This is a genomic window from Parafrankia sp. FMc2 (genome assembly GCF_041008525.1).
Lineage (GTDB): Bacteria > Actinomycetota > Actinomycetes > Frankiales > Frankiaceae > Parafrankia.
In genome coordinates this window covers 71,394-83,608 of the sequence record NZ_JBFLUG010000009.1, presented here as the reverse complement: position 1 = coordinate 83,608, position 12,215 = coordinate 71,394, and the positions used below count along the sequence as shown (strand labels likewise).

The following is a 12,215-nucleotide window of genomic DNA, read 5'->3' as shown; positions in this document are numbered from 1 at the left end:
GTTGTTCGCCCGTAGCGACGCCAGGTAGTCGTTCGATCACGATGTGATCTGTGCGGTGGTTGGCAGTCGCGGCCGGGCCCGTGGGGGCTGACCGTGAGGAGATCCGCCTCGCCATGGCTCGTCACCGGCGTCCCACCCATCGTCGTCCCCCGCTTCGGGGTGCCCGTCGCCGTCCCCGCCCCCGGGCGGCCGCCGCGGCCGCGCTGCTGTCCGGGATGGTGGTGGCCGGCCTGGTCACCGGCATCACGGTGACCACCCGTCCGCAGCTCGACGACGGCCCGGCCCGCCTGGGCGCCGCTGGCATCCCCACCGGCGGGCCCCTGGTCCCCTCCACGGGCCCGCCCGGTCGGTCCCCGGCTTCCTCCTCCGGCAGGTCCGCGGCTCCGTCCGCCGAGGCGCCCGGGCGGCCGCCCACCACGGGCACTGCCCCAGCGGCGGGCTCCGCCTTCGGCGGCGCCGGGGCTGGCAGCGCCGAGTCCGGCAGCGCCGGGGCAGGGGCGGCCGATCGTCCTGGCGGCGAAGCCGGCTCCGCGGAGCCGGAAGCCGAACATGGGGGCGGGCAGCAGGGTTCGGAAGGCCCACCGGCTGCCGGCCTGCGTGGCTCCAGCCCGGTCGCGCCGTCCAGGCCCGGTGCGACCGGAGGGCACGCGAGAGGTGACGAGGTGAGCCTGCTGTGGTCGGACGAGTTCGACGGGCCCCGTGGGGCCACACCGGATCCGGCCACCTGGATCACCCAGACCGGCGCCGGCTGGGGCGACCGGGAGATGCAGTGCTACACCACGGACCGGCGGAACCTGGCGGCCGACGGTCACGGCCACCTGGTGATCACCGCGCGGCGGGAGCCGTCCTGCGGCGACGCGGAGTTCTCCTCCGGGCGGATCGAGACGCTCGGCAAGCGAACGATGCGGTACGGCTACCTGGAGGCGCGGGCGGTGCTGCCGACCGGCCAGGGTGCCTTCCCCGCGATCTGGCTGCTCGGCTCCAACATGCCGGAGGTCGACTGGCCGGCGAGCGGTGAGCTGGACGTCGTCGAGACCGTGTCCACAGCACCCACGACCGTGCACACCAACGTCCACGGGGTGGACGAGTCCGGTGCCCACTGGCAGGCGACCTGGGGGCGCGGCGGCATGCACGACGCCGGGGTGGACCTCGCCGCCGGCTTCCACACCTACGGACTGGAGTGGACGCCGTCCGCGCTGCGGTTCATCTTCGACGGCCGGACGATCCGTACGTTCACCCACGACGACGTGCCGGTCTGGCTGTGGGACAAGGACCACTATGTGATCCTCAACGTGGCGGTGAACCGGGACGGCGCCCAGGCCACCGCCGCCGACTACCCGCAGCGGATGATCGTCGACTACGTACGCGTCTTCTCCGCGCGCCCCTGACGACTGTCCGGTCCGCGCCGGGCCGTCCGGTGCGGAACTGTCCGGTGCGGAACTGTCCGGGGCGGGACGCGGCAGCCGGGGAACCAGGCGGGGGCCGGCCGCGTCGAAGCACCGTGACGATGATGACGCTGCGCGGCGCGCGACTCGCGGCCGTCGCCCTCCCCCTGTTTCTCACCGCGGTGGCCTGCGCCGGTGACACCACCGGGTCGGACAGCCTCCGCGGGGTCGGCTCCGCTCCCGCCGGCGCTCCTGGCGACCCCGGCACACCCGTCGAGTCCGGGGTGGACGACACCGCGGTGCTGCGGGTGGACCTGGTCGGCGGGTTCGTGACCCCGCAGATCCTGGCGGCCCGGCTGCCCGTGGTGAGCGTCTACCCGGGTGGCCGGGTGATCTCCGAGGGTCCGCAGGTCGCGATCTTCCCGGCGCCGGCGCTGCCGAACATCCAGCTGCGGCGGATCGCGCCGGCCGACGTCCAACGGCTCGTCGACCGCGCGGTCGCGGCCGGCGTCGGCGCCGGGAGGGACTACGGCGAGCCACCGGTCACCGATGTCCCGTCGACCCGCTTCACGGTCCGGACCCCGGAGGGTGTCAGAACGACGGAGGTGCGGGCGCTGGCCGAGGCGGACGGCACCGGGCTGACCGCCGAGCAGCAGAACGCGCGACGGGACATCCAGGGGCTGCTGGACGCCCTCACCGACCTGCCGGGCACGATCGGCGACACCGGGCCGTACGTCCCGACGGCTGTCGCCGCGATCGCCGCACCGCTGGTCAGCGACTGCCCGGCGGGCGGCGTCCAGCCTGCGAACCCGTCCGGTGGTGCGGCGCCGGCAGGTCCGTCCGGTGGTGTCCAGTCGCCGGACTCCTGCGGAGGCGGCCTCCCGCTTCCGGCGGAGCAGGCCTGGCCCGGCCCGGGGCTGCCAGGTGAGCCGCTGGTCGAGGGCCTCGAGGTGGGTTGCGTGGCCGTCAGTGGAACCGACGCGACGGTGCTGCTGGCGGCCGCGCGCACGGCGGTGGACACGACGCCGTGGACGTCCGGTGGCCGGCGCTGGACGGTCGACTTCCGGCCGCTGCTCCCGGACGAGACCGGCTGCGCCGACCTGCGCGCGGCTTCCTGACTCAGTCGGGGACGGCGAGGGTCACCGAGAAGTCGCGGTCCGGGTCGGTCCACTGGCGGCTGGTGGCGAGGCCGGACGCGGCGAGTTCGGCCCGCAGCCCGTCCAGAGTGAACTTGGCGCTGATCTCGGTGCGCATCTGCTCGCCGTCCTCGAAGCGGGCGACCAGGTCCAGCGCCCGCACCGTGACCTCCTGGTCGCGGACGCTGCGCAGCCGCATCTCGATCCAGGACTTCTCCGCGTTCCAGGCCGCGACGTGGGCGAACCCGCGCAGGTCGAAGTCGGCGTCGAGTTCGCGGTTGATCACGGAGAGCACGTTCCGGTTGAACGCGGCGGTGACACCGGCACTGTCGTCGTAGGCCGCGACCAGGCGTCCGGTGTCCTTGACCAGGTCGGCGCCGAGCAGCAGGGCGTCCCCGTCGCGGAGCTGGTCACGCACGGCGCGCAGGAACGCCGCGCGGGCGGCGGGCTGCAGGTTGCCGATGGTGCCGCCGAGGAAGGCGACGAGCCGCCGGTCGCCGCCCACGGCCGGCTGGGCGCCGGGGGATGCGGATGCCGCGGATGCTCGCGCGGGTGCGCCGGGAAGGCTGCCCAGGTGGCGCTCGAAGTCGCCGACCACGGCGCGGACCGCGACTCCCGGGTAGGCCCGCAGAATGTCCGCGCCGGCCTGGAGCAGGGTGGCCTCGTCCACGTCGAAGGGGACGAAGCGGCGCAGCGTGCCGAGACGGCGCAGGGCGTCGAGCAGCAGCCGGGTCTTCTCCGAGGTGCCGGAGCCGAGCTCGACGAGGGTCGCGGCCGGGCAGGCGGCGGCGATCTCGTCGGCATGGGCGGTGAGCACGGCGTGCTCCCGGCGGGTCGGGTAGTACTCGGGCAGCCGGGTGATCCGGTCGAAGAGCAGGCCGCCGGTGGCGTCGTAGAACCACTTGGGGGGCAGCTCGCGGGGCTGCGAGGTCAGACCGGCGCGGACGTCGGCGGCGAGGGAGGCGTGGCGTTCCGCCGCAGCGAGGTGGCGGTCGACCGTGATGCCAGTGGGACCCTCGGTGCCGCTGGACCCGCTGGATCCATTGCTGTCACGGGCTTTGTCGGGGTCACCTGATCCGCCGCCGGCTGCTCCGGCGAACGTGGACCCGAGGGTTTCCCGGGCGGTGGCCGGCGTCCTGGATGTCATCGTGGGTCCTCCGTCTGCCTCGTGCAACTCACAGTAGCTGACCTAGGAGGCCAAGCTACTGAGAGTGACTTTGCGTGTGTCAGCCACCAGGAGTTGTTGGTCAGGCACGTCGACCCAGCCCGGTTCGTCATCATCCGGCTCGCTTGCGACAAGAACGCCGTCCGGGTCCTCGCGGTAGCTGAGGGTGTCCCGCCAGGTCGTGGCGACGATCTGGGTACCGTCCGTGACGAGGAGGTTCAGCCGGGCGGGCGTCCCGTCGGGTTCGGTGAGATCGCCCAGCGTGAGGACGACATCCGCGACGGCCTTGGCCAGCGGCAGCCGCGAGGTGCGCTCCCAGAGCAGCGCCGCGACGACCGCCGAGTCGCAGCGCGACTCGGGCACCGCCGCCCCGTCCGTCCGGGCCTGCAGCTCCCGCATCGCCGCGGCCGCGTGGACCCGGCCGTTGTGGCTCAGCAGCAGCGTGCCGGAGGCGAACGGCGCGGTGGCCGTCTCCTCGACGGGCATGCCCACTGTCGCGCTGCGCACCGCCGCCAGGACGCAGCCGGAGCTGATCGTGCCGGCGAACGATGCGTAGGAGGCGTCCGTCCACATCGGGACGGCGCGCCGGTACCGCGCCGGTTCGGGCCGCAGCGCCGGCGCGTACCAGCCGACACCGAAGCCGTCGGCGTTGACGGTGCCGTGCCGCATCCGGCGCGGCGCCCACGACTGGCGCAGCAGGCCGGACGGGCGGTCGAGGGTCAGCTCCGCCAGCGTGCGCGGGGCCCCGAGCCAGGCCAGGTGACGGCACACAGGCGGATGGCCCCTCCGGGTCAGGACGCGGGTCAGGAGGCGTCGGCGTCGCGGGCGAGCCGGAACCCGGCGAAGATCTGCCGCCGGATCGGGAAGTCCCAGTTGCGGAAGGTCGACCGGACCGCACGGGGATGAGTGGCCCAGGAGCCACCGCGCAGCACCCGGAACCGGGCCGGATCGTTGCTCCGAGGATAGAAGACCTCGCTGTACTCCCGATACGGGAACGCAGCGAAACCGGAATAAGGGGTGAATCCGCTTGCGGTCCACTCCCACACGTCCCCGATCATCTGCTCGGCTCCGCACGGGCTCGCGCCGGCCGGCCGGCCGCCCACCGGCACGGGCCTGGCCAGCCCGTGGCCCAGGTTCGCATGCTCGGACGTCGGATCGGTGTCGCCCCATGGATAGCGTCGTGAACGCCCGGTGACCGGGTCGTGCGCGCAGGCCTTCTCCCACTCGGCCTCGGTGGGCAGCCGCCGTCCCGCCCACCGGGCGTGCGCCTCGGCCTCGTACCAGCACACATGCTGCACCGGCTCGTCCAGCGGGACGGGTTCCACCCGCCCGAACCGCCGCCGGGTCCAGACGTCGCCGTCCCGCGACCAGAACAGGGGCGCGGTCAGCCCCTCCTGACAGCGCCACGCCCAGCCCTCGGCGGACCACAACCGCTCGTCGTCGTAGCCGCCGTCGGCGATGAAGGCCAGCTGGGCCCGGTTCGTCACCGGGAACCGGCCGATGTGGAAGGCGGGCAGATGCACGCGGTGCGCCGGCCGCTCGTTGTCGTACGCCCACGGGTCGGCGGACGTCCCCATCGTGAACGCGCCGGCCGGTACCAGCACCTCCGCGGTGTCGTCGACGACCGCACCACCAGCACCACCAGTACTGCCAGCACCACCAGTACTGCCAGCACCACCGGCACTGCCCGGCCGACCCGTCCCGGGGTCGTCCAGGACGGGCGGCCCGCTGCGCAGCTGCAGCGTGGCGAGCATGGTCTCGTCGTGCTGGTGCTCGTGCTGGATCACCATTCCGTACACGAAGGCGCCCGCCAGCAGCCGTTCCCGGCGATCCTGGCCGGACCCGGGGAGCAGCTGGTCGGCGTCCAGCCGGGCGAGGACGTCCAGCACCCGCGCGCGGACGTCGCTCAGGTAACCGCGCGCCTCGGCCGGGCCGAGCAGCGGCAGCGTCGTCCGGCTCGCCCGGCTGTGCCGGAAGGCGTCATAGATGCCGTCCAGGCCGGGACGCAGCTCCGGGCCGCCCGTGAGCGCGCGCAGCAGCCAGATCTCCTCGTAGTTGCCGATGTGCGCCAGGTCCCAGACGAGCGGGGACATCAGCGGCGAGTGCTGGCGCAGCAGATCGTCCTCGGCGAGGTCGGTGTAGCCGAGAGACCGGTTGCGGGCGGCGTCGAGCTCCGCCGCGAGCGCTTCCGGTCCAGCGGGAGCGGCGGGCTCCAGGCCGGACACCCCGGCCGACCCGTCCGTGCCGGCCAACCCGTCCACACCGTCCGCCTCGGCGGGGTCGGCGGGGTCGGCGGGTTCGGCCGGTCCAGCGGATCCGTCGGTCAGGGCACCGGAACGCATCGGGCAGCCTCCTCGCGCAGCAGCTCCGTCGGCCCGCGCGCCGCGAAGCGCGCGCTCAGATCGTCGGCCGGCGACCGCCGCCGCCGGGTGTAACGGTCCGCGAACGCCTCCACCGCGGCCCGCAGCTCGGGGTCACCGCCGGCCCGGCCGAGAGCCGCGACGGCGAGGTCGATGCACCGCGCCGCGGCGCGGAACAGCTCCGGGTCGCGCAGCCCGCGCCGGGCCGCTGCCTCGCCCCGGCCGGCCACCGGCAGGCACGCGGCGAGCGCGCCGCGGGCGGCGTCGGGGTCGTCGAGCAGCACCGTCGGGACGGCGACCGCCACCGGCCAGAGCCCGGACGGCTGTGCGTCCAGGTAGCGTAGCTCCAGCCAGCCGCGGGGGCGGACCGGCGGGAACAGCGTCGTCGCATGCCACCCCAGGTCCTGGACGGTTGGCGGCCGCCGCACCGGTCCCGCGCCGGCCAGCCAGGCGCCGAACGTCGTCGGCCGTTCGACGGCCTGGTACCGGCCGTCGTCGTGGCCGACCATCATCAGCGTCGCGTCATGCAGGTAGCGGGCCCACAGCACGGCGAGCTGCTCCGGCCCGGCCGCGAGGTCCGCCAGGTCGGCGAGGTCGGGCAGGACCGGCCCGGTGCGGCTCGCGTCGATCCCGGCCCACACCGCCTGCCGGCCGGACTGCCAGCCGAGCCGTTGCCCCGCGCCGACCGGCGAGGCCGCGAACATCGCGATCAGGACCGGCTCCAGCGCATGGGCGAGCCGGAAGCGCGCGACGATGTCCTCGTCGCCCGATCCGCCGTCCAGGTTGACCTGCACCGAGGCGGTGGAACACATCATCGTCAGGCCCGCCTCGCCCCCGCAGGTGCGGAAGTGCCGGTCCATCGCCACGTAGCGGGCGGCGGTGGAGTGCCGGCGCGGCGGCCGCAGTGGGTCGACGCCGAACCCGGCGACGCCGAGCCCGGCCCGGGCGAGCTCCTCGCGGACGATCTGGAGGTCACCGCGCATCGCGCCCACCGCCTCGGTCAGCGGCAGCGGGGGACCGGACAGCTCGAGCTGCCCGCCGGGCTCGAAGGTGAGCCGGCTGCCGCCGGGCAGCCGCCCCTCCGTCTCCGACCCGGTCCCGGTCGTAACTCCGGCGGCGGCTGCGAGCGCGGCCGCCGTCTCCTCCGGCGGGACGGACCGTTGCGGGCGGGTGACGTCGACGACGAACGATTCGATCTCGATCCCGACCCGGCGCGCGCCGCCGGCCTCGGCCTGCCTGTCTCCCGGTCCGGCGGCGCTGCCCGGGCCGGCAGCGCCGGCCGCCTGCCGCTCGGCGTGCGGGTGCGGGTGGGCAAGGACGTCCCGCCCGGCGGCCCGGACGATGTCCTCGAACGACCGGAGCACGTCCGCGGGCGCGGAGGTGGTCTCCATGTGATCTGCCTTGTCGGTCGTCTCGGGCTGGGTGCGCGGGCCGTTGCGGCCGGCCCGGGTCGTTCGCCCGTCTACGGAAGCGCCAGGGGGCACGCTGAGTGGCATCGAGCGGCTCCTCTCCCTGCGCCTCGGTCACAAGGAGGCGCCTATCGTGAGGGCGTTCTCCCCACAGCGACGGCCCGGCTACCCCTCGGCGGGCGGCGTCGGGACGGACTCCACCTGACACAAGGCATCACGATGGCCGCCACTTCCCGACAGGGAGCTGTGGGTCTTCGGTGGCTCTCCCGGATGTTCCACGCTTCCGGGCTGTTGTGACTGCGAATTGGATGGAAGTGTGACCCTGATGATGGAGATTGCTGGTAGCGCCCGGTGACCGGATCGGGGCAGACTCGCTGGTACCCCCCTGCGGTCCGCCGAAGCACGGCGACGGCACCGAGCTGACAGGAGGTGGTGACCGCGGACACTCACGATCGCGTGTCGGCCAACAGGTCGGCAGGCAGGTCGGCCATGGCCGAGTACCAGCGCCGCCGGCAGCTGTACGCCGCCGAGCGCGGTGACAGGTCGCGGCGGGTCGCTGCCACCGCGGCGGCCGCTGCCGTCGGCGCGAGCGTGCTGGTCGGGTTCCTCTGCGGTGCGGCCGGCCTGTCCGCCGGGCGGGTGGCACAGGGCGCGGTGCTCGCGGCTCTCGCCGTGCTCGGCGTGGTCGCCGTCCGGTACTACCGGGTTCCGCCGGAGATCGAGGCCTGGCGGGTGGACGCCGAGGCGGAGCGCCGCACCGCCCGCTCGCTGGACCGGCTCGGCCGGGCCGGTTACACCGTGCTGCACGACCGGCAGCTCGCCGACTCCGCCGGCAACATCGACCACCTGGTGATCGGCCCGTCCGGCGCCTGGGTGATCGAGACCGACGCCCACCGCGGCCCGCTGCGGCAGAACGCCGCCGGGGTGTGGGCGGGCAAGGTGCCGCTGCGCGCCATGCTCGGCCTCGTCACCTGGATGGGCGAGGAAGCCACCAGCCAGCTCGTGACCGAACTGCCCGCCGGGTGGCAGCTCGAGGCCCAGCCGGTCGTGGCCTTCGCCCGCACGGACGTCCCGAACGGGCTCGCGCTGGTGGACGGGGTGCTGCTGCTTCCGCTGGCCGGGATCGCGGACTACATCCTGTCGGCCGGTGTGGTCCTGCGCCCGATCGACGTCGCGCTGCTGGTGGACGTCGCCGAGAGGGTCCTGCCGGGCTACGAGGTGGCCGGGCCGCCGCCGGCCTGGCCGACCCGCTCACGGCTCCGCGGCATGCTCCGCCGCTGATCCCGCCCTGATCCGCCGCTCACCCGCCGCCGGCCCGCCGGCTGTGCGGGGCCCCGCACGCAGGCGGGTCAGTGGTGTGCGCCGGAGCCGCCCGCGGGCGGCTGGCCCATCCCGTGGTAGGTCGGCGGGGGCGTCGCTTCACCGGGGACGTGCGGGTCCCCCACCTGGATGTGGTGAAGCCCCTCCCGCACCAGCGGCGGAGCGGACCAGCGCGGGCCGGCGACGAGGTTCTCCTCGTCCTCCTCGGCGGGGTCGTGACCGTGGTCGTCCCCGTCCTGCCACAGGGTGGGGACGAGCTCCGGCGGGTCGAGCTCGCTGGGGTCGAGGTCGTCCGGCACGAGGTTGGTGTCGTCCACCTCGCCGTGCATCTTGGACCCGTTGAGCACCACCGGGATCTCCAGGTCGCCCACGACGTGCTCGACGTAGAAGGCGCGGTGCTGGATCAGCCAGAGGGCGTAGCCCGGGTCCAGCCGCGGGAGCAGGTCGGCCGCGACGTCGGTGAGGCCCAGCGCCTCCTGCGTGTCGGCGATCTGGTCGGACGCCTGCTTGTACAGGATGCGGATCGCCGTCTCGGCGAGCAGGCCCTTGGCGATCTCCACCGAGTCGGGGGACGCGGAGAGCAGGTCGGAGATGCGGTGCGCGACGATCGCGTTCGCACAGCCCCACTGCCGCGCCAGCTTCTGCTGGGCGGAGAGGCGTCGGACGAGCCCGGCGAAGCGCATCAGCCGCCAGCACTCGTCGTAGACGACGTAGCGCTGCACACCGTCCTGGCGCATCAGGGCGGCTTCCATCCAGGCCTGCGCGCAGGTCATGATCAGTGCGATCATCTCGTCGCTGCCCTGGACCCGCTCCAGGTTCAGCACGGCGATCGGCCGGTCGAAGTCCAGCGGGGACGTCGTCGGACCGTCGAAGAGACCACCGAGGGCACCGTGGGTGAGCCGCCGCAGCGTCAGCGTCGCGTCGCGGGAGGCGTCCCGCAGCTCGGTGGCGGTCATCGGCAGCGCCGCGCAGTCCTCCTCCGTCGGGTCGGTCATCGCCTCGAGCACGTGGGGGAGCAGCGGGGTGGCCCAGCGGTCGGGCGCGGCCCCGGTGATCTGCCGGGTGACGACGTCGAGCGCCAGGTCGACGGCGGTGTGCTCGGCCGGGGTGAGCGGGACCCCCTTCGCCGTCTCGATCAGCGACGACAGCAGCGCCGAGCGGGCCCGCTTCACCTCGCGTGCCCAGTCGGCGTCCGCGATGCCCCGCGGGCGCGGGGGGGCGTCCAGCGGGTTGAGCCGGGTGGAGAGGCCGGGACCGATGTAGGTCGGCTCGCAGCCGAGCCGGCGGGCGAGCCGGGTGTACTCGCCCTTCGGGTCACAGGGGACCGCGGCCTGGTAGCCGAACGCCGACCCGCGGGAGATCAGTGTCTTGAGCAGCGCCGACTTGCGTGAGCCGACGGCGCCGAACACCGCGAAGTTCGGGTTCTCGATGACCTGCTGGCGGTAGAGCTCGAAGACGTCGAAGTCGAACGAGTTGCCCGACCACACGTGCCGCCCGATGTACATGCCGGGCGCGTCGAGCCCGGAATCGACGACGAAGGGGTAGATCCCGGCGATCTGCGCCGTGGTCTCCATGTGGGCCGGCAGGCGGAGCTTGTGGTAGTTCCGGCCGGCGTACGGGCCGAGCAGCTTCGGTGGCTGGACGCCGCGCCGCAGTGCTGCCTGCGCCCGGCGCATGGCGATCTTCTCCGCGTTCGCCGCCGCGCGCTCCGCACGCCGTGACCGGCGGCTGTGGGCTGCCTGTGCCTTCGCCCGCCGCCGGCGGCTCTGCTGGCTGCCGCCCAGGTCGGCAAAGCCGCTGGCCTGCCAGCCCGGCTCGGCCTCGTTGCTGGCGTCGTAGCCGTAGCCGGGGTCGTAGCCAGTCTCGTAGCCCGGGTCGAAACCGGTCTGGCGGCCGGTCTCGTAGCCGGCGTCGTCGGAGTCAGCGGGCGTCACGAAACCCCCACCGCGAGCGGCAGCGCGCCGACACTGAAGCCCTGGTCCTGCTCGCCGACGAGACGGACCATCTCCAGCCGGCTGCGCGACGCCAGCGTCTCGGCCTCGCCACAGGCGTCGGCGAGGGATTCCAGATCGTCCGCGGAGACGGTGACGAAGCCGTGGAAGCGGAAGGCACCGAAGCCGGCGATCAGTTCCTGCTCGCGCCGCTCGACCTCGTCCGCCTCGGCGACGTCCCGCTGGGTCGTCACCTTGCCCACCTTGTCCCGCATCTGCTGCTCACCGAGATGCGCCATGCGCCGCCGGTTCACCGCCTTCTCCGCCTTGCGGCCCGGCAGCGGCTCCACCACCAGGGAAACGGTACGCCGGCAGGTCGTCTCCATCAGCAGCGGTGCCAGGAACGCCGCCGGGGACGGAACACGCGGCCAGCCGTTGATCCAGTAGGTGGTGTGGAAGCCGGAGTCGGTGCGGTAGTGGTCCCAGGCGTTGACCGCCCGGACCGGGCCGGCGATCGCCGGGTTGATGCCGGACGGCAGCCCCTTGAGCCCACCGGCGAGGTCGGTGCTCGCGCCGCCGCGAGCGTCGATCATCTCGGTCGAGTACGGGTCGTAGGTCGTGCGGATCACCGCGGCGAGCGCCCGCGGCGGCAGCCACCCCACCGTGTTGATCGTGGCGCGCGCCAGCGCCGCCTCCATCGTCCGCAGCTCGCTGAGGAGCACGGCGCACGCAGCCTCGTCCCCACCACCCGCACGCTGGATGGCCCGGCGGGCGTCCTTGGCCCGCAGCTGGAAGGACAGGTAGGTCTCATGCCGCTGCGCGACCGGCCCCGCCGCGTCGATCACCTGCTCGTAGGCCTCCGCGGCCCAGGAGTCGTCGTGATGGCCCCGCACCCGCCAGTGGCGCTGCAGCTGGTCGCCGGAGTCCGGCAGCGTCCGCTCCAGCCACTGGATGCGCGACAGCTTGCCGCCGCCGCCGGTCAGCCCGGCCAGCAGCTCGCCCCAGGCATCCACCCGGGCCTGCTGGTCGCCGGACTCCAGCAGCGCGAACTGGCTGCCCTTCACCTGCAGGACGGCCGTGTAGGTCTGCTTCTTCACATCCTTGACCACAGCCACGTACCGGCCGCCGCCCACCGGGAACGACAGGATGACCAGGCTCGACAGCGGCCCCGGCAGGACCGTCCTGGTCATCCGGTCCTCGGTCGGCCCGAGCCGGAAGAAGCCTCCGCGGAACACCGTCTCGCCCGTCACCTTCTGCATCGTGAAGCCGAACACGATCGGCACCCACTGGTCGAGGTTACGATCCTCCACCCGGACGAACGCGACGAAGACGAACCCCGCTGCCAGCAGCAGCCACAGCGGCACGAAGATCAGCGGCGAGCGCAGCGCGCCCAGGATCGACAGCATCACGCCGATCAGCAGGGCGAGCTGCGGCCAGCGCATGCCGAGGAGAACCCCGCCCCGCTCCAGGGGCCCGAAGCGATAGCTGCGTTCGGCGATCACGATCGGC

9 protein-coding genes are annotated in these 12,215 nt (G+C 73.9%); 3 read left to right on the top strand and 6 right to left on the bottom strand.

Annotation, left to right across the window (positions count from 1 at the left end; translation table 11 throughout):
• Positions 1 to 113 precede the first annotated feature (113 nt).
• Together AB1460_RS05675 and AB1460_RS05670 are read left to right on the top strand one after the other, a co-directional pair.
• Entirely contained in the window at positions 114 to 1,388 is a 1,275-nt protein-coding gene (locus AB1460_RS05675; protein ID WP_368959538.1) for a glycoside hydrolase family 16 protein, read from the top strand.
• Positions 1,389 to 1,507: 119 nt separating this feature from the next.
• A complete protein-coding gene (locus AB1460_RS05670) occupies positions 1,508 to 2,503 on the top strand; it encodes a cold shock domain-containing protein (protein WP_368959571.1) in 996 nt (331 codons plus the stop codon).
• A gap of 1 nt (position 2,504) precedes the next feature.
• Here the strand turns inward: AB1460_RS05670 and egtD are convergent, their stop codons facing one another.
• Genes egtD through egtA form a run of 4 tightly spaced genes read right to left on the bottom strand, consistent with a single transcriptional unit; the run spans position 2,505 to position 7,542 of the window.
• Positions 2,505 to 3,668 carry an L-histidine N(alpha)-methyltransferase gene (gene egtD, locus AB1460_RS05665; protein ID WP_368959536.1) on the bottom strand — a complete coding sequence of 388 codons (1,164 nt, stop codon included), beginning with the start codon at positions 3,666 to 3,668 and terminating at the stop codon, positions 2,505 to 2,507.
• A gap of 42 nt (positions 3,669 to 3,710) precedes the next feature.
• Positions 3,711 to 4,457, bottom strand: a complete 747-nt coding sequence (gene egtC, locus AB1460_RS05660) for an ergothioneine biosynthesis protein EgtC (RefSeq protein WP_368959535.1) — start codon at positions 4,455 to 4,457, stop codon at positions 3,711 to 3,713.
• 32 nt (positions 4,458 to 4,489) lie between these two features.
• Complete coding sequence (gene egtB / locus AB1460_RS05655; RefSeq protein WP_368959534.1) at positions 4,490 to 6,028, bottom strand: ergothioneine biosynthesis protein EgtB; 1,539 nt, start codon at positions 6,026 to 6,028, stop codon at positions 4,490 to 4,492.
• A complete protein-coding gene (gene egtA / locus AB1460_RS05650) occupies positions 6,010 to 7,542 on the bottom strand; it encodes an ergothioneine biosynthesis glutamate--cysteine ligase EgtA (protein WP_420497201.1) in 1,533 nt (510 codons plus the stop codon). Before egtA ends, egtB begins: the two co-directional genes overlap by 19 nt.
• A 402-nt stretch (positions 7,543 to 7,944) precedes the next feature.
• Between egtA and AB1460_RS05645 the strand changes: the two genes are divergently transcribed.
• On the top strand, positions 7,945 to 8,736 hold the full coding sequence (locus tag AB1460_RS05645) for a nuclease-related domain-containing protein (RefSeq protein WP_368959533.1): 792 nt from the start codon (positions 7,945 to 7,947) through the stop codon (positions 8,734 to 8,736).
• A 68-nt stretch (positions 8,737 to 8,804) separates the two neighbouring features.
• Here AB1460_RS05645 and AB1460_RS05640 read toward each other — a convergent pair whose 3' ends face one another.
• A complete protein-coding gene (locus AB1460_RS05640; protein WP_368959532.1) occupies positions 8,805 to 10,709 on the bottom strand; it encodes a conjugal transfer protein TraC in 1,905 nt (634 codons plus the stop codon).
• Entirely contained in the window at positions 10,706 to 12,208 is a 1,503-nt protein-coding gene (locus AB1460_RS05635; protein WP_368959531.1) for an SCO6880 family protein, read from the bottom strand. The genes AB1460_RS05640 and AB1460_RS05635 overlap by 4 nt, the downstream gene beginning before the upstream one ends.
• Between the last annotated feature and the right edge of the window lie 7 nt (positions 12,209 to 12,215).